The organism is Mycolicibacterium phocaicum (assembly GCF_010731115.1).
Classification (GTDB): Bacteria; Actinomycetota; Actinomycetes; order Mycobacteriales; family Mycobacteriaceae; genus Mycobacterium; species Mycobacterium phocaicum.
The window spans coordinates 1,638,311-1,662,862 of sequence record NZ_AP022616.1 but is presented as its reverse complement, the minus strand read 5'-3'; the positions used below and the strand labels follow the sequence as shown (position 1 = coordinate 1,662,862).

The following is a 24,552-nucleotide window of genomic DNA, read 5'->3' as shown; positions in this document are numbered from 1 at the left end:
TCGACAGCTCAGCGACCAGGCGTCGGCGCCGCGCCCGAAGCGCCCGGGCCGCCGGGTTGCCCCAGCTTGAGCAGTAGGTTGGCGGTTTGCCGGTTCAACTGCCAGGCGTCCCGGATGGGGCTGAACTCCATGGGGAACGTGAACTTGTTGTCCGGCGCGGCGACCGAACTGATGGTGATCGTGGCGATGATGTCGCCCGGTTGCCCGGCCGACCACAGCAGGTCGGTCGCCGTCACGTTCATCGGATTGAAGCCGTTGTCGCGCAGTGCTCTGGTGAAGTTGTCCAGCCCGGCCTGATCCTCGGCGGTGCCGTATTGGATCAGCCCGATCTTTTGTGCCGACGGCACCGCAGGGTCCGCGATCCTGTACAGCACCGCGGTGATCGCATCGGGCGATGGCAGCGGCGCCGCCTCGGGCGCCTTGGCGTCGGTCGTCAGCAGTGAACGGGGCATCGGGTCGGCCGGCGGCTCGACGTGTTCACTGCACCCGGCCAACCCGATCGCCGCCGCGACGACGGCGATCAAGGTCCCTCGGGTCGTATTCACCGGGCTGGTCCTGGCGCCTACTTCACCGACGACAGCAGGGCCATGGCCGAGCCCTTGGACAGTTGCCAGCCGGTGGGGCTGGGGCCGGCGACGAACGTCAGCGGCTGGGCCGCGGTGGCGCCGGTGGCAGCGGTGGCGGTGACGTTGGCCGTCGCGGTGCCGTCTCCGAGGTCATCGATGTCGGCAACAGCGAAGCTCATGGGGAACACGCCCTGCTTCACGGCGTTGCTGTAGGCCCGGTCGGCGGTGATGGCCTCGAGTCGCCCGACGCCACCCTGGATGTAGCTGCCCTTGGACCCGGCGAAGCTCCCGGCGGCCGTGAGCCCGTTGAGGGTCGACACCAGCGACGTCTGCAGGCCCGGCGCGGGCGCCTGGGGCAGCGGCACCTGGCGGACGACCGGCGCGACCGTCGGCGTTCCGGTGGTCGGGATGGCCGTCTGCGAAGCCACGGTCGTACCGGCGGCTGCGGCGCCGACGAGGGCGGTGGCTGCGATGCCGGTGACGAGGGATTTGACGATCACTGCGGTCCTAATCGTTTAGTAGGGATGGATTACCGGTCCTGATGACCGGGGTTTGTTCCTGACGGGGTCTGTTGCCAGGTGATGCCTGATGTGTCCCGTCGTTCGACGACTTACGAAAGAACGGCGCGCCTGGCAGCAGACCCTGTTCGGTGGTGGTGGGATTCCGTTGCCCGAGCCTGCCGCAGGGTTGACTTCCCGATGATGGTTCCCGAGCTTTGAGCTCTTCGATAGAACGAAGTCCTGCGGTGCGCTGGAGTCACGGACGGCTAGTGAGATGACGGACCTTTGAGTCCCACGATTAGGGCGCCGCGTGAGTCCACCGGTAACGGCACGACCACAGATCGAAGGAGTGAGACAACATTGGGTTTGTATTGCGGAATCGATTGGGCCACAGCCCATCACGATGTCGCGGTGATCAACGATGAGGGCAAGGTGGTGGCCCGCGGCCGGGTCAACAACGACGCCGCCGGGTTCACCGCCCTGCTGGCCCTGCTGGCCGAGGTCGGTGACAGCGCTGAGCATCCGATCCCGGTCGGTATCGAAACCGACCGCGGCCTGTTCGTGGCAGCGCTGCGGAAACCGGCCGGGTGATCTACCCGATCAACCCGCTGGCCGCGTCCCGCTACCGGGCCCGGTACTCGGTGTCGGGCGCCAAATCCGATGCCACCGACGCGGTGCTGCTGGCCAACATCATCCGCACCGATCCCACCGCGCATCGCGCGTTGCCGGCCGATACCGAACTGGCCCAAGCGATCCGGGTCCTGGCCCGCGCCCAGCAGGACGCGGTGTGGGCCCGCGGGCAGGTCGGCAACCAGATCCGTGATCTGCTCAAAGAGTTCTACCCCGCCGCGCTGGTGGCGTTCGACGGCCTCGACGGCGGGCTGGCCCGCCCCGATGCCCGGGCCATCCTGACCGCGGCGCCGACCCCGGCCCAGGCCGCCAAGCTGACCCCCGCCAGGTTGCGCCGGCTGCTGATCAAAGCTGGCCGCCAGCGCTACCTCGACCGCGACGTGACACGCCTGCGTGAGGTGTTCGGCGACACCTACCTGCACCAGCCGGCGGTGGTGGAAAACGCGATGGGCATTCACCTGACGGCGCTGCTGGGCCAGTTCGACGCGGCCTGCGCCGCGACCGATGCGTTGACCGAGGCGGCGACCGCCCATTTTGATCAGCACCCGGACGCCGCGATCATCACCAGCTTCCCGGGCTGGGGATGCTCGCCGGTGCCCGGGTGCTCGCCGAGATCGGTGATGACCGCACCCGGTTCCCCGACGCCCGCGGCTTGAAAGCGTTCGCCGGATCGGCGCCGATCACACGAGCCAGCGGCAAGAAAACCGTTGTCCTGCACCGTCATATCAAAAACCGGCGACTCAACGCCGTCGGGCCGATCTGGGCCCTGGCCTCGCTGCGCGCCTCCCCAGGAGCCCGCCGGCACTTCGACGCCCGCCGCGCCGCCGGAGACTGGAACCACCAAGCCCAACGGCACCTGTTCAACAAATTCCTCGGCCAACTGCATCACTGCCTGCACACCGGCCAGCTCTACAACGAACATCAAGCGTTTCCACCTCCACTCCCGGCCGCGGCTTGACTTTTAACTTCGTGAGATGTCTTTCGATGAGCCCGACTCGCGTATGAGATTAACAGCGCGGTCAGAGGGACACCCGTGTGTCGCAATTCCTTCGACGCCCATGATCGGCAGATCGCCGGTAGCGTTGAGGTATCCGCCGCACCAACTTCCGGTGTGGGAAAGGAGCGCAAGATGTCTGAAATGGATCGCCCGGACGCCTTCGGCAACCCGGGCATACCGCGTCAGAACCCCATGTCCAGCACCGATGCCGCCGAATTGGCGCGTCTTCGTAGCGAGACGGCGGCGCTGCGCGAGCAGCTCACCAACGCGGCCGCGACGCATCGCGGACCACGGGACGTGCAGCAGCTCGAAGCCCGCATCGATTCGCTGACGACCCGCAACGGCAAGTTGATGGACACCCTCAAAGAGGCGCGGCAGCAGTTGCTGGCGCTTCGCGAAGAGGTCGATCGGCTGGGGCAGCCGCCCAGCGGTTACGGCGTCTTGCTGCTCACCCACGACGACGACACCGTCGACGTCTTCACCTCTGGTCGCAAGATGCGGCTGTCGGTGTCGCCGAACATCGAGGTGTCCGAACTCAAGCAGGGCCAGACCGTCCGTCTCAACGAGGCGTTGACGGTGGTCGAGGCCGGCTCGTTCGAGGCGGTCGGCGAGATCAGCACCCTGCGCGAAATCCTGAACGACGGGAAGCGTGCCCTCGTCGTCGGCCATGCCGACGAGGAGCGCATCGTCTGGCTCGCCGAGCCGCTGATCGCGCTCGAGTACCTGGACCCCGAGGTCGCCGAGGTGCTCGAGGGCGTCGACGACCTGGCCGACGAGCGGGCGCGCAAGCTCCGCCCGGGCGACTCGCTGCTGGTCGACAGCAAGGCCGGGTACGCCTTCGAGCGCATCCCCAAGGCCGAGGTCGAGGATCTGGTCCTCGAAGAGGTGCCCGACGTCGCCTACAGCGACATCGGTGGCCTGACGCGGCAGATCGAGTTGATCCGCGACGCTGTCGAGCTGCCCTTCCTGCACAAGGACCTGTACCGGGAGTACGCGCTGCGGCCGCCGAAGGGTGTGCTGCTGTACGGCCCTCCGGGTTGCGGCAAGACGCTCATCGCGAAGGCCGTCGCCAACTCGCTGGCGAAGAAGATGGCCGAGCTGCGCGGCGACGACGCCCGGGAGGCGAAGAGCTACTTCCTGAACATCAAGGGCCCCGAGCTGCTCAACAAGTTCGTCGGCGAGACCGAGCGGCACATCCGCCTGATCTTCCAGCGGGCTCGCGAGAAGGCTTCCGAGGGCACCCCGGTGATCGTGTTCTTCGATGAGATGGACTCGATCTTCCGTACCCGTGGCACCGGCGTCAGCTCCGACGTCGAAACCACCGTGGTGCCACAGCTTCTCAGCGAGATCGACGGTGTCGAAGGCCTGGAGAACGTCATCGTCATCGGTGCCTCGAACCGCGAGGACATGATCGACCCGGCCATCCTGCGGCCCGGCCGTCTGGACGTGAAGATCAAGATCGAGCGGCCGGACGCCGAAGCGGCGCAGGACATCTTCAGCAAGTACCTCACCGAGGAACTGCCGGTGCACGCCGACGACCTGGCCGAGTTCAACGGTGATCGCGCGCTGACCATCAAGGCCATGATCGAGAAGATCGTGGACCGGATGTACGCCGAGATCGACGACAACCGCTTCCTCGAGGTCACCTACGCCAACGGCGACAAGGAGGTCATGTACTTCAAGGACTTCAACTCCGGCGCCATGATCCAGAACGTCGTGGACCGGGCCAAGAAGTACGCCATCAAGTCGGTGCTGGAAACGCAGCAGCGCGGCCTGCGCGTGCAGCATCTGCTGGACTCCATCGTCGACGAGTTCGCCGAGAACGAGGACCTGCCCAACACCACCAATCCCGATGACTGGGCGCGGATTTCGGGCAAGAAGGGCGAGCGGATCGTCTACATCCGCACGCTGGTCACCGGCAAGAGTTCGTCGGCCAGCCGCGCCATCGACACCGAGTCCAACCTGGGGCAGTACCTGTAACAGCACGACCGGTGTGCGGGCCGGGTACGCGATTTTCCGGAATTGCGTACCCGGCCCTCACGCTTGTCTGAGGTCGGCGAGGTAGCGGTCCCGCGCGTCGAGCCGGCGGCGCAGGCTGTCGATCTGTGGGTCGACGAACTCGGCGCGGTACTCGGCATCGGTCGTGGTGCGCGCGGTGATGTACATGAAGGTCAGGGCGCCCAGGAAGAGCGTCGTCTGGATCAGCGACTCCGGAATGGGCAGTGTCATGCCGAAGATGGAGCCGTCCGGCGAGCCGTTGTTGCGGGTCCATTCCGCCAGCAGCTTGGGGCTGATCAGGATCAGGCCGAGCACCAGAAATATGAATGCGGTGACCAGCGCGACGATCAGCAGCTGCAGTACCTGCGACATGGCCAGGACGAACACCACGTTGACACGTTCGATGCGGGACAACGGGATTCGGTGCTCGGGCGCGGGCAGGTGCACGAATGGCGTGTCGGCCAGCACCGCGTTCTGGGTCTCGGGCGCGTCGGGCGCCGACGCCGTCAGGATCGGCCGGACCCGGTCGATGGTGGTCGCGATGACGAACGCCACGGCGATCAGCGCCAGGAAGCCCAGCGCGGACCACAGCCGGGCCCGGCTGACGATGGCCGCCATCAGCCAGACATAGGTGTTGAAGAACACCAGCACCGTCAACAGCATGATCGGCAGGGCCCGCACGAAGAGGCTGCCCACGAGGGTGACGTTGTGCGCCGTGGTGTCCAGGGCCCAGCCCAGGATCGAGCCGATTCCGGTCGCGGTACAGACCAGGACGACGGCGACGATCACACCGACGTAGATCACGTTGCCGCCGACGTAGGCACCAGGGCCACCGAACACCGCGCCGACCAGGCACACCGCCACCGACACTGCGGCCGCCGCGGCGCGACGCCGCCACGACGCGATGCGGGACACCAGCCAGCCCACCAGGGCCGCCACCGGCGCCACCAACAGGAGGACGGCGAGGACGAACCACTCGGTCCGGGTGGGCTGGCCCTCGATGTTGATGGTGTGCCTGCCGGTGACCGCGGTGACGAGGATCGAGTTGGCCATGAACACCGCGAACCCGGCCAGCGCGGGAGCGGAGCGCTGCCACAGCCGTCGTACCAGCGCTCCCGGGCGCAGCACCGCGGGCAGTCCACGGCGCAGAAACCAGGTCTCGGCGGCGACTCGGTCGGCACGTGAGGGCTTTTCCCGTCGCTGCGCTCGCCCAGATGTGGTCATGCGGCTAATCGTCGCGTATCGACAGCCGTCTAGTCTTGGCGGCATGCAACGGATCATCGGAACTGAGGTCGAATACGGCATTTCGTCGCCGTCCGATCCGACCGCGAACCCGATCCTCACGTCCACCCAGGCGGTGCTGGCGTACGCGGCGGCCAGCGGCATCCAGCGGGCCAAGCGCACCCGGTGGGACTACGAGGTGGAGTCCCCGCTGCGCGACGCGCGTGGCTTCGACCTCAGCCGCTCCACGGGCCCGGCCCCGATCGTCGACGCTGACGAGATCGGCGCGGCCAACATGATCCTCACCAACGGCGCCCGGCTGTACGTCGACCACGCCCACCCGGAGTACTCCGCTCCCGAGGTCACCGACCCGATGGACGCGGTCATCTGGGACAAGGCCGGCGAACGCGTCATGGAGGCCGCCGCGCGCCACGTGGCCAGCGTCCCGGGCGCGGCCCGGCTGCAGCTGTACAAGAACAACGTCGACGGCAAGGGCGCGTCGTACGGCACGCATGAGAACTACCTGATGAGCCGGCAGACGCCGTTCAACTCGGTGATCGCCGGCCTGACGCCGTTCTTCGTGTCCCGCCAGGTCGTGACGGGTTCCGGCCGGGTCGGCATCGGACAGTCGGGGGACGAGCCGGGCTTCCAGCTGACCCAGCGCGCCGACTACATCGAGGTCGAGGTCGGGCTCGAGACGACGCTCAAGCGCGGCATCATCAACACCCGCGACGAGCCGCACGCCGACGCCGACAAGTACCGCCGGCTGCACGTCATCATCGGTGACGCCAACCTGGCCGAGACGTCGACGTACCTCAAGGTCGGCACCACGTCGTTGGTGCTCGACCTGATCGAGTTCGGACCGGCCGAGGGCATCGACCTGTCCGATCTGGCGTTGGCCCGCCCCGTGCACGCGGTGCATGTGATCAGCCGCGACCCGTCGTTGCGCGCGACCGTGGCGCTGGCCGACGGTCGCGAGCTGACCGCCCTTGCGCTGCAACGCATCTACCTGGACCGGGTGGCCAAGCTGCAGGAACGGCGCGATCCCGATTCGCGTGCCGACCACGTCCTCGAGACCTGGGCGCACGTGCTGGATCTGCTCGAGCGCGATCCGATGGAATGCGCCGAAATCCTGGACTGGCCGGCCAAGCTGCGCCTGCTGGAGGGCTTCCGGCAGCGGGAGAACCTGGGCTGGAACGCGCCGCGCCTGCACCTGGTGGACCTGCAGTATTCCGATGTGCGACTGGACAAGGGCCTGTACAACCGCCTGGTCGCGCGCGGCTCGATGAAGCGGCTCGTCACCGAGCAGCAGGTGCTGGATGCGGTGGAGAATCCGCCCACCGACACCCGCGCCTACTTCCGTGGTGAGTGCCTGCGCCGGTTCGGTGCGGACATCGCCGCGGCCAGCTGGGACTCGGTGATATTCGACCTCGGCGGCGAGTCGCTGGTGCGGATTCCGACGCTGGAACCGCTGCGTGGAAGCAAGGCCCATGTCGGTGCGTTGCTCGATTCGGTGGACAGCGCGGTCGAGTTGGTGGAACAGCTCACCACGTAAACGCTTGTGTTCCCGGGGAACCCGGGCCCGGACCGGTAGTGTGAAGTTAGATATCGAGCAATCAGGAGGCGGCGATGGCTCAGGAACAGACCAAGCGCGGTGGCGGCGGCGGCGAGGACGACGACGTCTCCGGCCCGTCTGCCGCAGGTCAGGAACGTCGCGAGAAGCTCGCTGAGGACACCGACGATCTGCTCGATGAGATCGACGACGTGCTGGAAGAGAACGCTGAGGACTTCGTGCGCGCGTACGTCCAAAAGGGCGGCCAGTGACGCCAGCGTTCGGGCCTTTCTCTGATCGACTGGATGTCACCTCACCCCACCTGAACCTGTCCTCGTTTTCGGACTTTCTCAGCCGGCAGGCGCCCCACCTGCTGCCGGTGCCAGGGGATGCTGTGACCAGCGGTGCCGACCTGCCCCACGGCACGACCATCGTCGCGATCAAGTACCCCGGCGGCGTGCTGATCGCGGGTGACCGGCGCGCCACCCAAGGCAACATGATCGCCAGCCGTGACGTGCAGAAGGTGCACATCGCCGACGACTACACCGCAACCGGCATCGCCGGCACCGCGGCCATCGCGGTGGAGTTCGCGCGGCTGTATGCCGTCGAACTCGAGCACTACGAGAAGCTCGAAGGCGTGCCGCTGACGTTCCGCGGCAAGGTCAACCGGCTGGCCATCATGGTCCGCGGCAATCTCGGCGCGGCCCTGCAGGGCTTCGTGGCGCTGCCGCTGCTGGTGGGTTACGACCTGGACGACACCGACCCGGGCAACGCCGGTCGCATCGTCTCGTTCGACGCCGCCGGCGGCTGGAACATCGAGGAAGAGGGCTACCAGTCGGTGGGCTCGGGCTCGCTGTTCGCCAAGTCATCGATCAAGAAGCTGTATTCGCATGTGACCGACGCCGATTCGGCGCTCAAGGTCGCCATCGAGTCGCTGTACGACGCCGCCGACGACGATTCGGCCACCGGCGGACCGGATCTGACACGTGGCATCTATCCGACCGCGGTGCTCATCGGTGCCGAAGGCGCCGAAGAGGTCACCGAGGAGCGCATCGCCGCGCTGGCCCGGGAAGTCATCGCCAACCGCACCCGCGCGAGAGGTAATGCCTGATGAGCTTTCCGTATTTCATCTCGCCCGAACAGGCGATGCGGGAACGTTCCGAGCTTGCGCGCAAAGGCATTTCGCGGGGCCGCAGCGTGGTCGTCCTGGCCTACGACGGGGGCGTGCTGTTCGTGGCGGAGAACCCGTCGCGCTCGCTCCAGAAGGTCAGCGAGCTGTACGACCGCGTCGGTTTCGCCGCGGTCGGCCGGTTCAACGAGTTCGACAACCTGCGTCGCGGCGGCATCCAGTTCGCCGACACCCGGGGCTACGCCTATGACCGGCGGGACGTCACCGGCCGTCAGTTGGCCAACGTCTACGCCCAGACCCTCGGCACCATCTTCACCGAGCAAGCCAAGCCTTACGAAGTCGAACTGTGCGTCGCCGAGGTGGCGCACCACGGCGAGACGAAAGCCCCTGAGCTGTATCGGATCACCTACGACGGGTCGATCGCCGACGAGCCGCATTTCGTCGTCATGGGCGGCACGACCGAACCGATCATCGCCGCGCTCAACGACTCCTACCAGGAGAACGCGAGCCTGGACGACGCGGTGAAGGTCGCCGTCGACGCGCTGCATGCCGGGGCCGGCGACCGCGTGCTGGGGGCCGCGACACTCGAGGTCGCGATCCTCGACGCCAAGAAGCCACGCCGCGCGTTCCGCCGGATCACCGGTGCGGCGCTCGACGCCGTCCTGCCGAAAGTCGAGGCGGAAACCACGGACGGCGACAAGGCCGCCGACGGCGAGAGCAAGCCCGAAGGCGACGCGACCGAGTAGTCACCCGGTCGACGGGACCGCGGCCAGTCCGCGAAGCAGCACCGCGATGCCGAATTCGAAGGCATCATCGGCGCGTTCGGGCTTGGTGCTGCCGGTGGCAAGCGCGGCCGCGAACTCCGGACCCACATCGGCGCTGGTCTGCCAGGGTTCGTCGGGCGCGGCCACATCGAGCGCCGAGCCCAGCACGAACGAATCGATCAGCGTGATGGCACGCAACGTATCCGCGGGGTTGAACCCGGCCCGGTCGAATGCGACGGCCAGCACGTTGTACATCGTGAGGGCGTGATCGCTGTTCACCGCGTGCGACGTCAGCAGCGGGATGAGCCGCGGGTAGCGGGCGTAGCTCTGCCGGTACGACCGCATGATGTCGGCGACGACGTCGGTCCACGGGCGGTGCGGGTCGTCGGCCGGGAGCGCGACGTCAGACATGGCGCGTTCGCGCAGGAGTTCGACGATCTGTTCACGTCCGGCGATGTGGTTGTACAGGGATGACGGGCTGACCTTGAGGGCCCGCGCCAGTTCCGGGACGGTGAAACCGCCGGTCTTGTTGACCAAATCCATTGCTGCGCCGGCGATGCGATCGGTGGATAGCAGCGGTTTGGAGGGGCGGCCCATGGCATATGTCTACTACCTCTTTACAAGTGCGGGTAGGTGGGGTCACAATAAAACGAATCAAATTCGTTTTAGGAGTCCAGCTGATGATCACCCTGACCGCCACCGCGCCCGAATCGCTGTCTCGCAGCACCGAGTCGACGCGACCGCCGGTGCGGGTCGGCCTGGTGCAGCACCGCTGGCGTCCCGACGCCGACGAGCTCACCAAGGTGCTGCGCGACGGTATCGACCGGGCCGCGGGAGAAGGTGCCGCGCTGGTGTGTCTGCCGGAGATCACGCTGCTGCGGTACCCCGCCGACACCCCGGCCGGGCCGAACCCGGGCGACGCCGCGGAGGATCTCCTCGACGGCCCGACGTTCGCGCTGGCCGCCGAGGCGGCCCGCGCCAACGGCATCTTCGTGCACGCGTCGCTCTACGAAAAGGCACCGGCGGCAGACGGTTTGGGTTTCAACACCGCGATCCTGGTCTCGCCGTCGGGCGAGCTCGTCGGCCGGACCCGCAAGATGCACATCCCGATCTCGGCGGGCTACTACGAGGACACCTACTTCCGCGCCGGTCCCGCTGAGGGCAACCCCTACCCGGTCTACGAACCGAAGGGCCTCGGCGCCAAGCTGGGCATGCCGACGTGCTGGGACGAGTGGTTTCCCGAGGTGGCCCGCAACTACTCGCTCGGCGGTGCCGAGATCGTCGTCTACCCGACGGCCATCGGGTCTGAGCCGGTCTTCCCGGCGTTCGACACGCAGCCGCTGTGGCAGCAGGTCATCGTCGCCAACGGCATCAACAGCGGCCTGTTCATGGTGGTGCCCAACCGGATTGGCGGCGAGGGTACCGTCACGTTCTACGGCTCGTCGTTCATCTCCGACCCGTACGGCCGGGTGCTGGTGCAGGCGCCGCGCGGCGAGGAGGCGGTGCTGGTCGCCGATTTGGATCTCGATCAGCGCCGCGACTGGCTGGAGCTGTTCCCGTTCCTGCTGACCCGCCGGCCCGAGAGCTACGGCGCGCTGACCGCACCGGTTGACGCGCAGCGTCCGTACGGCGCCGGCCACGAGGCCACCGCGGTGGTGAAATGACGAACTATGTGATGCCTGCGGAGAGCGCGCCCCAGGATCGGGTGTGGATGGCGTTCCCATCTGAAGGATATTCCTTGGGGGACAACGCAACCGAGCATCACGAGGCCCGCTCGACATGGGCTGCCGTGGCCCATGCGGTGCTTGAGTTCGAGCCGGTGACCGTGGTGGTGGACCCCGCGGAAACAGCTGCCGCCCGGCGGTATCTGTCCGGCGAGGTCGACATCGTCGAGGCGCCGTTGAACGACGCCTGGATGCGCGACATCGGCCCGACCTTCGTGCACGCCGCCGACGGTTCGGTGGCCGCCGTGGACTGGGTGTTCAACGGCTGGGGCGGCCAGGACTGGGCGCGCTGGGATCGCGATGCGAAAATCGGTGCCGCCGTTGCCGGTTGGGCCGGTGTTCCGGTCGTCGGCTCGACGCTGGTCAACGAAGGCGGTGGCATCCAGGTCGACGGGCAGGGCACGGTGCTGGTCACCGAGACCGTCCAGCTCGACCCCGGCCGCAATCCCGGCGCCACCAAAGCCGACATCGAGGCCGAGCTGGCCCGCACCCTCGGCGCCACGCACGCCGTGTGGTTGCCGCGGGGCCTGACCCGAGACTCGGAGCGCTTCGGCACCCGCGGGCACGTCGACATCGTCGCGGCCATCACGTCACCGGGGCGCCTGCTGTTGCACGCGCAGCGCTCCGACGCACATCCGGACCACTTGGTATGCAAGGAGATTCGCGAAGCACTCGCCGAGACCTGTGACGCCGCGGGCCAGCCGTGGGAAATCATCGAACTACCCGCACCGTACCTGTTGACCGACGCCGAGGGCTACGTCGACTACAGCTACATCAACCACCTCGTGGTCAACGGCGGCGTCATCGCCTGTGCCTTCGGCGATCCCCGCGATGCCGACGCCGCGGCGATCCTTGCCGAGCAGTACCCGGGCCGCCGGGTGGTCAGCGTCGACGCGCGGCCGCTGTTCGAACGAGGCGGCGGCATCCACTGCATCACGCAGCACCAGCCGTCGGTGATAGTCGAGTAGCAGATCCGGTCCGTGTGCCCCTTTTCGCCGGTAATGTTCGCTCCCAGCCTGAGGATTCGTGCAACTACGTCAGGGGGAGCCATTAAGAACATATTTGCCGCGCTCGCATACGCCTTTGTCGGACCGGTCGTCTTGGCCGGCTGCGTTGTGGACACTGACCGGATCGCCACTGAAACAATCAATGAAAAACTAGAGGAACGACGGTCGGCGTCTTCGATGCCGTCGACCAGCGCTGCCCGGGCCAACAAGTCAAAGTTGCTCGGGGTCGACATGCCGACGGGGACCTGGTTGGTACAGAGCAGCTACAGCGGTACCTCGTCGCGTGAAGCATGGGGCTACAAAGGCGACCGCCTGGACTCGAGAAAAGACATCCCGATCCGGAACACGATCTTCGCGATGGCCGATTCGGGTCTGCTACGCCAAGGCTGGCAGCAGTGCACCATCCACACCGGAGGCCCCTACTCGTGGATCAAGCCGGGAACCGATGAGTACATCATCATGAGTTACATGGCTGGTCCGCCGAAAATCGCCAACGTGCTCTGGCAGAACTGGCACGACGGTGCCTGCGAGGGCAGGGTCAAGGGCTGACCAATCGGGAAGCTGCTCACGTGCTGGGTAGCATCCGACTCATGGCCATAAAACTCGAGAACGTCGGCATCGCAGTGCGCGACCTCGACGCCACCATCGCGTTCTTCACCGACCTCGGCCTGACGCTCGTCGGCCGGGCCACCGTCAGCGGCGAGTGGACCGAGACTGCCGTCGGCCTCGACGGCAACCACGCCAACATCGCGATGCTCGAAACACCGGACGGTCACGGCCGCATCGAGCTGTTCGAGTAAATCCATCCCGAGGCGAACGAGTCGGAACCCACCCGTCCCAACGATATTGGGATGCACCGCGTCGCGTTCTCGGTCGACGACATCGACGCGGCCCTCGAGATCGCCGCCCGCCACGGGTGTCACCCACTCCGTGGCGTGGCGACCTACGAGGACGTCTACAAGCTGACGTACGTCCGTGGCCCCAGCGGCGTCATCGTGATGTTCGCCGAGGAGCTCAAGAAGAGCTGACGGCCATCAAGCGGCTGACGGCCGCGCTCACCCGGTCGCGGTTGCCCGCGCCGTTGCGCACCACCCACGACGTCAGGTGCTCGAGCAGCTCGCGGATCTCCAGCAGCGCCTGAATGCGTTCGCTTTCGTCGGTCTTGCCGGTCAGCACCTCGGACCACAGGGTGTCCAGATCGAGGATGTCGCGCACCGTCGCATATGCCATCGCCACATCCGACGTGCTCACCGACAGGCGTTCCTGCATGCGGTAGATGGTGCCAGGACCGACGCGGTTGATGAGCTCACCGGCGACCGAGGTCGCGACGATCTCGCGGCGGAGTGGATGGTTCGCGATCTCGGCGCGCGCATGCGCGGCGATGGTGGCCGGGAAGTACTGCTCCAGGCGGCCGACGAACATCTCGTGATCCGGCACGCCGGAGGCCAACAGCTCCTGTGACACCAGGTTCTTGGATTGCGCCAGCAGCACGGCGATTTCGGGCCGGGTGAGTCCGAGCCCGACGAGACGGCGGCGATCCAGTTCCTGCTTCGACGGCAGCCCCTCAACGTCGGGGTCGACGCCGGCCACGTCCTGCAGGTTGCCGATGAGCCGGACGTGCCGCTCCAACAACGAGCCGGCCTCGGCGGCCGCCATGCTGATCGCGAGGATCTGGTCGGCGTTGTCCGCCAGCACCCGGGCGGCGACGTCGTCGGTGGCACCGGCGAGCAGCTCATTGCGTTGTGCGATGGCGATAGTGCCGGAGTCCAGCGCGATCTTGAGATTGACCTCGAGGTCGGAGGTGGCAACCCCGGCGGCGTTGTCGATGAAGTCGGCGTTGACCCGGCCGCCGTTCAGCGCGAACGCGATCCGGGCCTGCTGCGTCAGGCCGAGGTTGCCGCCCTCACCGATCACCTTGCAGCGCAACTGCGAAGCGGTGACGCGCACGCGGTCGTTCGCCTTGTCATGTGCGTCGGCGTCGGTCTCGTCATCGGCACGGACATAGGTGCCGACGCCACCGTTCCACAGCAGGTCGACAGGTGCCCGCAGCGCCGCGCTGATCAGCTCGTCGGGCGTGCATTCGGTAGCCGCGACGCCCAGGCGGGCCCGGACCTGATCGGACAGCGGAATCGACTTCGCGGTGCGTGACCACACGCCGCCGCCCGACGAGATGAGTGCCGGGTTGTAGTCCAGCCAGCTGGACCGGGGGAGGGCGAAGAGGCGCTCACGCTCCTGATATGAGACGGCGGGGTCCGGATCCGGATCGAGGAAGATGTGCCGGTGGTCGAATGCCGCGATGAGCTTGATGTTGCGCGACAACAGCATTCCGTTGCCGAACACATCACCCGACATGTCGCCGATGCCGGCCACGGTGAACGGTTCGACGTCGATGTCATGGCCGGCCTCGGCGAAGTGCCGGCGTACCGACAGCCATGCGCCGCGGGCGGTGATGCCCATGGCCTTGTGGTCGTACCCGGCCGACCCGCCCGAGGCGAAGGCGTCGCCCAGCCAGAAGTCGTATTCGGTGGCAATGGAGTTGGCCAGATCGGAAAAGGTGGCGGTGCCCTTGTCGGCGGCCACGACGAGGTAGGCGTCGTCGCCATCGGGGCACACGGTGCGGTCGGGATGCACGATCTTTCCGTCGACGATGTTGTCGGTGACATCGAGCAGGCCGCGGATGAAGGTGCGGTAGCCGTCGGCGGGATCGACAGTGGCAGAACGCAAGACGAAGGCACCCTTGGCGCCGGTCGGCACGATCGGGGCGTTCTTCACGGCCTGCGTCTTCATCAGGCCCAGCACCTCGGTACGGAAGTCCTCGGCACGGTTGGACCAGCGCAGGCCGCCGCGGGCGATCGCACCGCTACGCAGGTGCACGCCCTCGACGGTGTCGGAGTGCACGAAGATCTCGCGGTAGGGGACAACGGGTCCCGTGATCGACAGGCGCGCCGAGTCGATCTTGAACGACACGTAATCCTTGGGCCCGCCGTCGGCGCCGACCTGGAACCAGTTGGTGCGCAACGTCGCCGCGACGAAGGCGTGCAGTGCCCGCCGGATCCGGTCGTCGTCGAGCGAGGTGGCGGCATCCACGAGACCGGCGACCTCGCGATCCGCCTGCTCGATGTCGGCGGCGGCGTCCGGGTTGAACCGGGCGTCGAACAGCGCCAGCAGTGCGTTCACGAATTCGGGCGCAGCTACGAGGGATTCGATGATGTAGTCCTCGGAGAATCCCAGGCCCGTCTGCCGGAGGAACCGGCATGCGGCGCGGATCAGCACCGCGCGGCGCCAGTCGATGCCGGCCGCCGCGATGAGCATCGCGTACCGGTCGACGCTCCAGCGCCCCGCGATGGCGGCCTCGCAGGCCTGCGCGACCAGGTCGCGTGTCGCCTCGGACAGCGAGAGGTCGCCGAACTCGTAGCAGTGTCCGGCGTCGTCGGAGTGGTGGTAGGAGGCGACGCGCAGGCCGAAGGACTCGAACATCGCGCAGACGTCGGCCAGGAACGGCGGATGCCCGGGCCACTGAATTTGGGCGTGGTTGTTCAGCCCGTCGGCGTCGAAAGACACCCGGGCAGCGGAATTCTGCATGGGGAGGACTACTCCGGTCTATTTACTTGGATGTCTGTGTGGGGAGAAAGAGGGGAAAGTTGTTGCAGCGCAACTACTGAAGGGCGATGTACTTGGTCTCGAGGTATTCCTCGATGCCTTCGCTGCCGGCTTCCCGGCCGATGCCGGATTCCTTGATGCCGCCGAACGGCGCGGCCACGTCGGAGATGACGCCGCGGTTGACGCCCACCATGCCGGCCTCGACTGCCTCGGCGACCCGCAGTGCGCGGTCCAGGCCCTGCGTGTAGACGTAGGCGGCCAGGCCATACTCGGTGTCGTTGGCGGCATCGATGCCGGCCTGCTCGCCGTCGAATCCGATGATGGCGGCGACCGGTCCGAAGATCTCCTCACGCAGGAGGCGGGCGTCGGTCGACACGTCGGCGAGCACCGTGGGCGGGTAGAAGAAGCCTTCGCCTTCAACGGGTTTACCGCCGGTGGCCACCGTGGCGCCCTTGCTGACGGCGTCCTGCACCAGCTCGTCGACCGTTGCCCGCTGCTTGGCGGTGATCAGCGGACCGACCTGGCTGCCGGCCTGGTCGCCCGGGCCGGTCGCCAGTGCCGCCATCCGGGCGGCGAGCTTTTCGGTGAACTCGGCGCGGACTGCGTTGTCGACGTGGATGCGGTTGGCGGCGGTACATGCCTCACCCATGTTGCGCATCTTGGCGGCCATCGCACCGTCGACCGCGGCGTCCAGATCGGCGTCGTCGAACACCACGAACGGGGCGTTGCCGCCGAGTTCCATCGAGGTGCGCAGCACCCGATCAGCGGACTGTGCCAACAGCTTTCGTCCCACTCCGGTGGAGCCGGTGAACGTCAGCTTGCGCAGCCGCGGGTCCGCCAGCAGCGGGCCGGTCAGACCGGCGGCATCGGTGGTCGGCAGGATCGACAGCACGCCGGCGGGCAGGCCGGCGTCGGCGAACACCTGGCCCAGCAGCAGCATGGTCAGCGGGGTTTCGGCCGCGGGCTTGACGATCATGGTGCAGCCGGCCGCCAGCGCGGGCCCGATCTTGCGGGTGCCCATGGCGAGCGGGAAGTTCCACGGAGTGATGGCCAAGGTGGGGCCGACGGGCTGCTTGGTCACGAGGATGCGGCCGGTGCCGGTGGGCGACTGCGTGTAGCGGCCGTTGATCCGCACCGCTTCTTCGGCGAACCAGCGCAGGAACTCGCCGCCGTAGTTGACCTCGCCCTGGCTCTCGGCCAGAGGCTTTCCCATCTCGAGGGTCATGGTCAGGGCGAAGTCGTCGCGGCGCTCCATGACCAGTTCCCAAGCGCGCCGCAGGATTTCGGCGCGTTCGCGGGCCGGGGTGGCGGCCCACGAAGCCTGCGCGGCGACCGCGTCGTCGAGGGCGCGGGCACCGTCGGCGGGTGAGGCGTCGGCGACCTCGATGAGCACGGCGTCCGTGGCCGGGTCGTGCACGGCGAACCGGGCTCCGGTGGACGCCGGTACCTGTAGGCCGCCGAGCCACAGCTCCGTGGGCATGGACTCCAGCAGCGTGGTGCGGTCGATCATCGGGCTGCCGCCATTTCGCGCACGATGTCGGCCAGGACGGCGATGCCCTCGTCGAGCAGCTCGTCGCTGATCACGAGCGGCGGGAGCAGGCGGATGATGTTGCCGTACGAGCCGCAGGTCAGCAGGATGACACCGCGTTTGAACGCCTCTGCCGCAATGGCTTTCGTCAGTACCGGATCCGGTTCATCGGTACCCGGTTTGACGATCTCGATGGCCAGCATGGCGCCGCGGCCGCGGACGTCACCGATCACTCCGGTGTCGGTCAGGGCCTGCAGCTTGGGCACCACCGCGGTTTCGATGGCGCGGGCGCGGGCAGGCAGGTCCATCTCGGCCATGGCGTCGAGCGTGGCGAGCGCCGCGGCGCAGGCGACGGGGTTACCGCCGTAGGTGCCACCCAGGCCGCCGGGGTGCACGGCGTCGAGCAGGTCGGCCCGACCGGTGATGGCGGCCAGCGGCATGCCGCCGGCGATGCCCTTGGCCATGGTGACGATGTCGGGGACGATGCCCTCGTGGTCGGAGGCGAACCAGGATCCGGTACGGGCGAAGCCGGTCTGCACCTCGTCGGCGATGAACACGACACCGTTGGCCTTGCACCAATCAACAATGGTGGCAAGGAATCCCGGTGCGGGCACGATGAAGCCGCCCTCGCCCTGGATGGGCTCGATGATCACCGCGGCGAGCGATGCGGCGCCGATCTGGGTCTCGATGCGGCTGATGGCGGCCTTGGCGGCGGCCTCGCCGGTCAGCCCGTCGCGGTACGGGTACGACGCGGGCATCCGGTAGATCTCCGGCGCGAACGGGCCGAACTGCGTCTTGTAGGGCATGGCCTTGGCGGTCAGGGCCATCGTCATGTTGGTGCGGCCGTGGTAGGCGTGGTCGAAGGCGACGACGGCCTGCCGGCCCGTGGCCAACCGCGCGACCTTGACCGCGTTCTCGACGGCCTCGGAGCCCGAGTTGAAGAATGCGGTGCGCTTCTCGTGATCGCCGGGGGTCATGGCGTTGAGGCGCTCGGCGAGTTCCACGTAGCCCTCGTACGGGGTGATCATGAAACAGGTGTGGGTGAAGCGGGCTGCCTGCTGAGCCACGGCAGCGGCGACACCCGGATGCGATGCGCCGACGCTGGTGACAGCGATACCCGAACCCAGGTCGATGAGCGAGTTGCCGTCGATGTCGACGATGACGCCGCCGTCGGCGTCCGCGGCGTAAACCGGTGCCGACGAGCTGACGCCACCCGCCACCGCGGCCTGGCGGCGCGCCGACATCTCGGCCGATCGCGGACCGGGCAGCGCGGTGACGATGTTGCGCTTCTGCGCCAGTCGATAGGTGATGTCGGTCATCGGTTGCTCCTGGTGATCGAACGGCTTGTGTACTGCTGATTCTCTTCGGTTGTGGCGCGGATAACTATGTCCACTTTGTCGATTTGAAGGGTGCCGTCCACTCCGTTTTGTCATGCGGGTGGAGCACTCGCGGAACTGGCTGACGCGGCCGGCGAAAGCCGGCTAACGCGGCCTGCGGAAGTAGCTCGGCGCAGTGCCTTCCCAGCGCTTGAAAGCGTGGGTGAAATTGGCTGTTTCGGCGTACCCGAGGTGCCGCGAGATCTCCTCGACAGAAAGGTCCTGCTGGAGCAGCTCGAGGGCCAAATGGCGCCGGACCTCGTCGAGCAACGCGCGGTAGGAGGTGCCCTCGGCGGCGAGCCGACGGCGCAGGGTGCGCTGATCGATGTGCAATTCGTCGGCGATGGTCGGCATCGACGGCAGTTCGCCGGGGTTGTGCAGCAGCCGGCTGCGGACCTGGCCTGCCACGCCGACGCGAGACAGCCTGCGCTCGAGCAGGTCCCGGCATTGCTGCTCGATCTTGCGTGCCGTATTGCCGTCGGCGAGCGGCGACGGCATCTCCAGTACTTCGTGTGTGGCGGCGATTCGGTTGGTGCGCTGGCCGGAACGCACGTCCGATACCGGAAGCCCCCACAGTTCGGCGAGCTTCTCGGCGCGAGCGGCGTCGAGTGTCGTCTCCGCCCATGCCGGTGTCAGCGCCAAATTTGCGCCCTGCGTCGCGGCGACGAATCCGGCCAGGTCCCGCTCGACGATGAACGACCTGACGTCCGTGGGTAATTCACTGTCGTCGGCGACGAGGTATCCGTACTGGTCGTCGGTCTCCACCGAGAACCGCAGGTGTGTGGGGGACAGCGCGAGATAAGGCAGGATCAGTTCCACCCCCTGCCGCAGATTGGGGCTAGCCAGGATCAGGAAGCCGAGCAAGCCGGCCCGTCCCAGGGTGGAGTGCACGCCCACCTCGATGCCGACACCCGGTCTGTCGCCAAGTCCCGCAATGAGATTGCGGATGACGTCGAATTCCTGGTGCGCCCAGATTTCGGCGTTCTCGTCGTCAAGGTCGGCTTCGGTCAGTCCGCTACCTGCCAGACATTCGGCGGCTGTCATCCCATGCGCGATGCCGCCCTGCACCATGATGCGGACGCCTTCGGTGCCCCGCGGCACCGCCCAGACCGGGGCCATTCCCACTGTCCGAAAATACCAAATCGACGTCCCGTTGGAACATTCAGTCGCGTCGGCCCCGTCCGTAGCGTTTTTCGGCAGACGCAGCCAACGAGGGTTGCCCGAAAGACGGAGTGTCGAATGTCGTCAGTCGAAGTGGCCGATCGGGCAGAAAGCCAACCCGCCGCGCGAACGGCGTTGCCCGATCCGGGCGAGCAGGTTCCGAAGTTGGCATGGCCGACTGTCGCGCTGTTTCTCGCGGGAGCCGCGGCCTTCGTGGCGTCGACCGTCGCCTATCTGGGTGGCGTCGCTCCGGTGTGGGTGCCCATCGTGGTCAACGCGGTGGTGACCTTCACGATGTTCACCGTCGTCCACGACGCCGTGCACTATGCGATCAGTTCGACGCGCTGGGTCAACGGCTTGTTCGGACGGTTGGCTGTGCCGTTCGTCCAGCCGCTGATCTCGTTCCCCTCGTTCGGGTTCATTCACATTGAGCACCACCGGCATTCGAATGATGACGAGAACGATCCGGATACCTTCGCCTCCCACGGGCCGGTGTGGCAGCTGCCGTTCCGCTGGGCCGTACTCGACGTTTTCTACGGCACTTATCTGATCCGCAAGATTCGCGGTCGTCCCAAGGCCGAGGTCGCTGAAACCCTGGTATGCGTGGCCGTTTCGGTGGCCGGGTTGATCGTCGCGATCATGTCGGGCCACTTCTGGACGCTGGCCGTCGTCTTCATCATTCCGCAGCGCATCGCGGTGGTCGTCTTGGCGTGGTGGTTCGACTGGATGCCGCACCACGGGTTGGAGGACACTCAGCGCAGTGACCGCTACCGGGCGACCAGAACCCGCGTCGGGATGGAGTGGCTCTACACCCCTTTGATGCTGTCGCAGAACTACCACCTGGTGCACCACCTGCACCCGTCGGTGCCGTTCTACCGCTATACCAAGACCTGGCGCCGCAACGAGGAGGCCTACCTGGACCGGAACGCCGCGATCTCCACGGTGTTCGGGCAAGGTCTCGACGCCGGCGAATTCCGGGAGTGGAAGCAACTGAACGGCAAGCTCGGCCGGCTGCTGCCGGTGCGGATGCCGGCGCGCTCGAGTTCACCGCACGCGGTGTTCCACCGGATCCCGGTGGCCGCGGTCGATCCGATCACCGCAGACAGCACATTGGTGACCTTCGCCGTTCCCGAGGCACTGCAGGACCAGTTCCGATTCGAACCCGGCCAGCACGTCTCGGTGCGCACCGACCTGGGCGGAGAGGGCGTACGCCGCAGCTACTCGATCTGCGCGCCCGCCACGCGAGCCCAGTTGCGGATCGCGGTGAAACACATTCCGGGAGGGACATTCTCGGGATTTGTGACCGAGCACCTCAGGGCCGGCGACGTCCTGGAGGTGATGACCCCGGCCGGCAGCTTCAGTTCCGCCCTGCATCCGCTGCACCGCAAGCACTACGTCGGGCTGGTGGCCGGCAGCGGCATCACCCCGGTGCTGTCGATCCTGGCAACCGTCATGGAGCTCGAAACCGAGAGCCGCTTCACCCTCATCTACGGCAACCGCACCAAAGAGTCGACGATGTTCCGCGCCGAACTCGACCGTCTCGAATCCCGTTATGCCGACCGCCTCGAAATCCGGCACGTGTTGTCGGCCGAGCCGCGGCATACCCCGGAGCTGTCCGGCCGCATCGATACGGAACGCCTGACCCGCTCGCTCACGGGCGACCTTCATCCCGGCAGCGTGGACGAGTGGTTCCTGTGCGGCCCCGCTGCGATGTCCACCGGTGCGCGCGAGACGCTGATCCAGGGTGGCGTCGACCCGGAGCGGATCCATCTGGAATTGTTCACCGGCTTCGACCGCGGCGACTCGCCCGCTCGCGACCACCAGTCGGCCACCGTCACGGTCCAATTGTCCGGCAAGCGGCAGACTTTCGGTCTCGCCGGCGGGGACACGATTCTGGAAAGCGCACTGCAGGCGGGAATTGGCGCGCCCTACTCGTGCATGGGTGGTGCGTGTGGCACCTGCCGGGCCAAACTGCTTGGCGGCACGGTCGAGATGGACCAGAATTTCGCGCTCGGGCGCACCGACCTCGACGCCGGTTACATCCTCACCTGCCAGTCGCATCCGACCAGCCCCACGGTGTCGGTCGACTACGACGCCTGACGGCGGCCCCGCGCGGTGTGGCGCCCTGAGCTCAATCGTCGTGGCGATCTGCCGCTGGTTATTGAAGTCAGGGACGTCCAGCCGTCGAAAAAGATACCTCGCTTCAATCATGATGTCCTGCAGTGCATCGTGATTGAAGCGAGGTCCTTGTCTGGCAGATTTCGCTTGGCCCCGCCGTTGATCCTGCGTCCAGGCACATGGTTACTCAACATTTCCCGCCCAGGCTGCACAGTCAACAGGCACAAGGCAATTGGCCGGTCAAAGAGAAGCGCCCCGTCATGCCGAAGCATGACGGGGCGCGTCCGAGTTCACTCAGGGCAGCGGAGGAGTGTCCATGGTCAGGGTCTCGCCCCGGAAGAACGCCGGCTGGGTGGCGCGCATGCCGAGCATGAGCACCGCGCCGAAGATCAGGATGCCGAAGCCCAGATAGAACACCAGCCCGATGCCGCCGATCTCGGCGCCGCTGCCGCTGGCCGTCGGATCCATGCTGACGAGCACCGATTTGACGAACACGGAAAGCAGCATGATGCCACCGAGTAGCGGGAACACCAGCTTGTAGATGACGTTGTGCGCATTGAGGAACAGTTCCTTGCGGAAGAACCACACGCAGGCGAACGCCGTGATGCCGTAGTACCAGCAGATCATGATGCCAAGGGCGGCAATGGTATCCAGCAAGGTGCGCTCGGACAGCAGCGTCACGATGGTGTAGAACGCGGCGGTGACGACGCCCGCGATCACGGTGCTGAACACGGGCGACAGCGTGCGGGGGCTGACGCTGGCGAACCGCTTGGGGAAGGCGCCGTAGGTACCCATCGCCAGCATGGTGCGGGCCGCCGGCAGCACGGTGGTCTGCAGGCTGGCGATCGACGAGGCGAACACCGCCAGCAGCAGCAACGGGCCACCCCAATCGCCGAGGACCGGATAGGCCAGCGCGCCGAAGACGTTGGCCGCGTTGTCCTTGTTGCCCAGTCCCAGGCCGGTGTCACCGATCCCGGCGTACATCATCACCGCGACCGCGACCAGGAGGTACGTCAGCAGAATCGACAGGACGCAGAGCAATCCGGCGCGGCCGGGGACCTTGGTGGGGTCCTTGCATTCCTCGCCGAGGGTCAGACAGGTGTCCCAGCCCCAGAACGCGAAGATGGAGCCGATGAGCCCGATCACGAAGGCGCTCATGGTCAATCCGGTGAACGGGTCGAACCAGTCGATGTCGAAGTTCAGGTGTCCCTCGACGCCGCCCGACCGCACGATCGCGACGATCGAGAACGTGATGAGCACGATCATCTGGAAGCCGACCAGGACGTACTGCACCTTCTCGCTGGTCGTGATGCCACGGCAGGAGATGTAGGTGGCGATGGCCAGCAGCGCGACGGTGGACCCGATGTTGACCCAGACATTGTCGGCCGAGAGCGTGGCGAGTTTCTCGTTGTGAAGCACCTTGCCCAGGAATTCGTAGCCGAACTGGACGCCGATCGAGGCGAGATTGGACAGCACGATGATGGTCGCGATCACCATGCCCCAGCCGCACATCCAGCCGACATACGGGCCGAAAGCCTTGGTGGACCAGGTGAACGACGCACCGCAGTCGGGGGCCCGTGAGTTCAGTTCGCGGTACGCGTAGGCGGTCAGGAACATGGGGATGAAGCCGGCGATCAGGATGGCCGGCATCTTCAGCCCGACCGCCGCGACGATCAGCCCGATGCTGGCCGTGAGCGTGTAGCCCGGCGCCACGGTCGAGATACCGAGGATTGCCCCGGTGATGGTGCCGATTCTGCCTGCGGCGAGGCCCTTGGCGACGAGGCCTTCTTCCCGCTCTACGCGAGCGAGGTCGGAATCGGCCAGTTGTTCAGTCATTATCAGCCCCTTCATCTTTCGGAACCACGATCATGGGCACCTGCAGGACGCGCAGCATCTTGGCGGCGGTCGATCCCAGGAAGAGCCGGCGGGGCTGTGCGAGCCGGCTGGACCCGACCATGATCACGTCGCCGTCGTGCCAGCCGAGTTTGTTGACGGCGTCCTCGACACCCGCGCCGGTGGCGACGCGTGACGTGACCGGAATGTCTTCCGGCAGAAATGCTTTCGCCTGGTCGAGGGCGTTCTGGGCGTGCTGCTGGGCCAGTTCCAGGTCGTCGGCGTCGTCGACGGCGACCAGCGACACCAGGCGCAGCGGTGTCCCGGTGTCCCGGCAGAGCCGCAGCGCGGCGTCCAACAGCAGCTTGGCGCCCGGTCGGGTGCCGACGGCGCAGGTGACTTCCCGGATCCGTTCGTCGCGCTTCAGGCGGGCGCCGCGCGGTGCGATGACCACCGGAATCGGTGAGGCGTGCACCAGATCGTTGACCACCGACCCGAGGGACAACGAGCCGGCGATACCACCGCCGGCGCCGCCGACCACGAGGGCCTCGGCCCCGGCGGCCTCTGCCGCGGCGATCAGGCCCGCCGTGCTGGACTCGTCGAAGCTCAGATGGGTCGTCACCTTGAGGTCGCTGGGGACCCCGGCCGCGGCTGCGGCGAGCCAGCTTTCGGCTTCGCGCTGCAGAATGCCGCCGGGCGTGGTGGCGAGGGCCGACCGGTCGCGCGGCAGCACCATGCACAGATCGATCTCGGCGCCGAGGGTGCGGGCGATCTGCTCGCCGACGGCGACGGCGTCGTCACCGCCGGGTGTGGCGAGATACGCGACGGCGATTCGTGGATTGCTCACG

19 protein-coding genes and 2 pseudogenes are annotated in these 24,552 nt (G+C 67.0%); 11 read left to right on the top strand and 10 right to left on the bottom strand.

Annotation, left to right across the window (positions count from 1 at the left end):
* Nucleotides 1-8 precede the first annotated feature (8 nt).
* Together G6N46_RS08040 and G6N46_RS08035 are read right to left on the bottom strand one after the other, a co-directional pair.
* Nucleotides 9-545: a lipoprotein LppK gene (locus tag G6N46_RS08040; protein ID WP_138248710.1), complete on the bottom strand. Its 537-nt coding sequence runs from the start codon at nucleotides 543-545 to the stop codon at nucleotides 9-11.
* A gap of 17 nt (nucleotides 546-562) precedes the next feature.
* On the bottom strand, nucleotides 563-1,066 hold the full coding sequence (locus tag G6N46_RS08035) for an MTB12 family secreted protein (RefSeq protein WP_138248711.1): 504 nt from the start codon (nucleotides 1,064-1,066) through the stop codon (nucleotides 563-565).
* Nucleotides 1,067-1,432: 366 nt separating this feature from the next.
* Between G6N46_RS08035 and G6N46_RS08030 the strand changes: the two are divergent.
* Together G6N46_RS08030 and arc are read left to right on the top strand one after the other, a co-directional pair.
* A pseudogene (locus G6N46_RS08030) lies at nucleotides 1,433-2,654 on the top strand (IS110 family RNA-guided transposase).
* 180 nt (nucleotides 2,655-2,834) lie between these two features.
* Nucleotides 2,835-4,673: a proteasome ATPase gene (arc, locus tag G6N46_RS08025; RefSeq protein ID WP_407665188.1), complete on the top strand. Its 1,839-nt coding sequence runs from the start codon at nucleotides 2,835-2,837 to the stop codon at nucleotides 4,671-4,673.
* Nucleotides 4,674-4,730: 57 nt separating this feature from the next.
* Here the strand turns inward: arc and G6N46_RS08020 are convergent, their stop codons facing one another.
* Nucleotides 4,731-5,915 carry a hypothetical protein gene (locus tag G6N46_RS08020; RefSeq protein ID WP_138248713.1) on the bottom strand — a complete coding sequence of 395 codons (1,185 nt, stop codon included), beginning with the start codon at nucleotides 5,913-5,915 and terminating at the stop codon, nucleotides 4,731-4,733.
* Nucleotides 5,916-5,958: 43 nt separating this feature from the next.
* Here G6N46_RS08020 and dop point away from each other — a divergent pair, with 43 nt between their 5' ends.
* The 4 genes from dop to prcA all read left to right on the top strand — a co-directional run bounded on the left by dop (nucleotide 5,959) and on the right by prcA (nucleotide 9,339).
* Nucleotides 5,959-7,467, top strand: coding sequence for a depupylase/deamidase Dop (gene dop, locus G6N46_RS08015; RefSeq protein ID WP_138248714.1), 1,509 nt, complete (start codon nucleotides 5,959-5,961; stop codon nucleotides 7,465-7,467).
* Nucleotides 7,468-7,541: 74 nt separating this feature from the next.
* Nucleotides 7,542-7,736, top strand: a complete 195-nt coding sequence (locus G6N46_RS08010) for a ubiquitin-like protein Pup (protein ID WP_061001614.1) — start codon at nucleotides 7,542-7,544, stop codon at nucleotides 7,734-7,736.
* Entirely contained in the window at nucleotides 7,733-8,575 is an 843-nt protein-coding gene (gene prcB, locus G6N46_RS08005) for a proteasome subunit beta (RefSeq protein WP_234880608.1), read from the top strand. Before G6N46_RS08010 ends, prcB begins: the two co-directional genes overlap by 4 nt.
* Entirely contained in the window at nucleotides 8,575-9,339 is a 765-nt protein-coding gene (prcA, locus tag G6N46_RS08000; protein WP_138248715.1) for a proteasome subunit alpha, read from the top strand. The genes prcB and prcA overlap by 1 nt, the downstream gene beginning before the upstream one ends.
* Here the strand turns inward: prcA and G6N46_RS07995 are convergent, their stop codons facing one another.
* Complete coding sequence (locus G6N46_RS07995) at nucleotides 9,340-9,954, bottom strand: TetR/AcrR family transcriptional regulator C-terminal domain-containing protein (protein ID WP_138248716.1); 615 nt, start codon at nucleotides 9,952-9,954, stop codon at nucleotides 9,340-9,342. It abuts the gene before it with no gap.
* A gap of 83 nt (nucleotides 9,955-10,037) precedes the next feature.
* Between G6N46_RS07995 and G6N46_RS07990 the strand changes: the two genes are divergently transcribed.
* The 4 genes and pseudogenes from G6N46_RS07990 to G6N46_RS07975 all read left to right on the top strand — a co-directional run bounded on the left by G6N46_RS07990 (nucleotide 10,038) and on the right by G6N46_RS07975 (nucleotide 13,116).
* Nucleotides 10,038-11,021 (top strand): nitrilase-related carbon-nitrogen hydrolase, encoded by a 984-nt coding sequence (locus tag G6N46_RS07990; RefSeq protein WP_138248717.1) that lies wholly within the window; start codon nucleotides 10,038-10,040, stop codon nucleotides 11,019-11,021.
* On the top strand, nucleotides 11,018-12,049 hold the full coding sequence (locus tag G6N46_RS07985; RefSeq protein WP_138248718.1) for an agmatine deiminase family protein: 1,032 nt from the start codon (nucleotides 11,018-11,020) through the stop codon (nucleotides 12,047-12,049). Before G6N46_RS07990 ends, G6N46_RS07985 begins: the two co-directional genes overlap by 4 nt.
* 216 nt (nucleotides 12,050-12,265) lie before the next feature.
* Nucleotides 12,266-12,637 carry a hypothetical protein gene (locus G6N46_RS07980; RefSeq protein WP_138248719.1) on the top strand — a complete coding sequence of 124 codons (372 nt, stop codon included), beginning with the start codon at nucleotides 12,266-12,268 and terminating at the stop codon, nucleotides 12,635-12,637.
* A gap of 41 nt (nucleotides 12,638-12,678) precedes the next feature.
* A pseudogene (locus tag G6N46_RS07975) lies at nucleotides 12,679-13,116 on the top strand (VOC family protein).
* Here the strand turns inward: G6N46_RS07975 and G6N46_RS07970 are convergent.
* The 4 genes from G6N46_RS07970 to G6N46_RS07955 form a co-directional block, all read right to left on the bottom strand.
* Nucleotides 13,103-15,670, bottom strand: coding sequence for an NAD-glutamate dehydrogenase domain-containing protein (locus tag G6N46_RS07970; RefSeq protein WP_138248720.1), 2,568 nt, complete (start codon nucleotides 15,668-15,670; stop codon nucleotides 13,103-13,105). The pseudogene G6N46_RS07975 and the gene G6N46_RS07970 overlap by 14 nt on opposite strands.
* A 73-nt stretch (nucleotides 15,671-15,743) precedes the next feature.
* The gene (locus G6N46_RS07965) at nucleotides 15,744-17,198 is read right to left on the bottom strand and encodes an NAD-dependent succinate-semialdehyde dehydrogenase (RefSeq protein WP_138248721.1); all 1,455 of its coding nucleotides are present in this window, start codon (nucleotides 17,196-17,198) and stop codon (nucleotides 15,744-15,746) included.
* Complete coding sequence (gabT, locus tag G6N46_RS07960; RefSeq protein ID WP_138248722.1) at nucleotides 17,195-18,535, bottom strand: 4-aminobutyrate--2-oxoglutarate transaminase; 1,341 nt, start codon at nucleotides 18,533-18,535, stop codon at nucleotides 17,195-17,197. Before gabT ends, G6N46_RS07965 begins: the two co-directional genes overlap by 4 nt.
* Nucleotides 18,536-18,697: 162 nt before the next feature.
* Nucleotides 18,698-19,711 (bottom strand): AraC family transcriptional regulator, encoded by a 1,014-nt coding sequence (locus tag G6N46_RS07955; RefSeq protein WP_138248899.1) that lies wholly within the window; start codon nucleotides 19,709-19,711, stop codon nucleotides 18,698-18,700.
* A 120-nt stretch (nucleotides 19,712-19,831) separates the two neighbouring features.
* Between G6N46_RS07955 and G6N46_RS07950 the strand changes: the two genes are divergently transcribed.
* Nucleotides 19,832-21,853: a fatty acid desaturase gene (locus G6N46_RS07950; protein ID WP_138248723.1), complete on the top strand. Its 2,022-nt coding sequence runs from the start codon at nucleotides 19,832-19,834 to the stop codon at nucleotides 21,851-21,853.
* Nucleotides 21,854-22,165: 312 nt separating this feature from the next.
* On the opposite strand, the gene G6N46_RS07945 is transcribed toward G6N46_RS07950, so the two are convergent.
* Both G6N46_RS07945 and G6N46_RS07940 read right to left on the bottom strand, forming a co-directional pair.
* Entirely contained in the window at nucleotides 22,166-23,707 is a 1,542-nt protein-coding gene (locus G6N46_RS07945; protein WP_138248724.1) for an APC family permease, read from the bottom strand.
* Nucleotides 23,700-24,551 carry a universal stress protein gene (locus tag G6N46_RS07940; RefSeq protein ID WP_061001601.1) on the bottom strand — a complete coding sequence of 284 codons (852 nt, stop codon included), beginning with the start codon at nucleotides 24,549-24,551 and terminating at the stop codon, nucleotides 23,700-23,702. Before G6N46_RS07940 ends, G6N46_RS07945 begins: the two co-directional genes overlap by 8 nt.
* Between the last annotated feature and the right edge of the window lies 1 nt (nucleotide 24,552).

What these genes read in the sequence shown, in the direction of transcription:
- G6N46_RS07990 (WP_138248717.1), top strand. Translation starts at nt 10,038, where the DNA reads ATGATCACCCTGACCGCCACCGCGCCCGAATCGCTGTCTCGCAGCACC.
- G6N46_RS07980 (WP_138248719.1), top strand. Translation starts at nt 12,266, where the DNA reads ATGCCGTCGACCAGCGCTGCCCGGGCCAACAAGTCAAAGTTGCTCGGG.
- arc (WP_407665188.1), top strand. Translation starts at nt 2,835, where the DNA reads ATGGATCGCCCGGACGCCTTCGGCAACCCGGGCATACCGCGTCAGAAC.
- G6N46_RS08010 (WP_061001614.1), top strand. Translation starts at nt 7,542, where the DNA reads ATGGCTCAGGAACAGACCAAGCGCGGTGGCGGCGGCGGCGAGGACGAC.
- gabT (WP_138248722.1), bottom strand. Translation starts at nt 18,535, where the DNA reads ATGACCGACATCACCTATCGACTGGCGCAGAAGCGCAACATCGTCACC.
- dop (WP_138248714.1), top strand. Translation starts at nt 5,959, where the DNA reads ATGCAACGGATCATCGGAACTGAGGTCGAATACGGCATTTCGTCGCCG.
- G6N46_RS07945 (WP_138248724.1), bottom strand. Translation starts at nt 23,707, where the DNA reads ATGACTGAACAACTGGCCGATTCCGACCTCGCTCGCGTAGAGCGGGAA.
- prcA (WP_138248715.1), top strand. Translation starts at nt 8,575, where the DNA reads ATGAGCTTTCCGTATTTCATCTCGCCCGAACAGGCGATGCGGGAACGT.
- G6N46_RS07955 (WP_138248899.1), bottom strand. Translation starts at nt 19,711, where the DNA reads ATGGCCCCGGTCTGGGCGGTGCCGCGGGGCACCGAAGGCGTCCGCATC.
- G6N46_RS07950 (WP_138248723.1), top strand. Translation starts at nt 19,832, where the DNA reads ATGTCGTCAGTCGAAGTGGCCGATCGGGCAGAAAGCCAACCCGCCGCG.
- G6N46_RS07995 (WP_138248716.1), bottom strand. Translation starts at nt 9,954, where the DNA reads ATGGGCCGCCCCTCCAAACCGCTGCTATCCACCGATCGCATCGCCGGC.
- G6N46_RS08020 (WP_138248713.1), bottom strand. Translation starts at nt 5,915, where the DNA reads ATGACCACATCTGGGCGAGCGCAGCGACGGGAAAAGCCCTCACGTGCC.
- G6N46_RS07970 (WP_138248720.1), bottom strand. Translation starts at nt 15,670, where the DNA reads ATGCAGAATTCCGCTGCCCGGGTGTCTTTCGACGCCGACGGGCTGAAC.
- G6N46_RS07985 (WP_138248718.1), top strand. Translation starts at nt 11,018, where the DNA reads ATGACGAACTATGTGATGCCTGCGGAGAGCGCGCCCCAGGATCGGGTG.
- G6N46_RS07965 (WP_138248721.1), bottom strand. Translation starts at nt 17,198, where the DNA reads ATGATCGACCGCACCACGCTGCTGGAGTCCATGCCCACGGAGCTGTGG.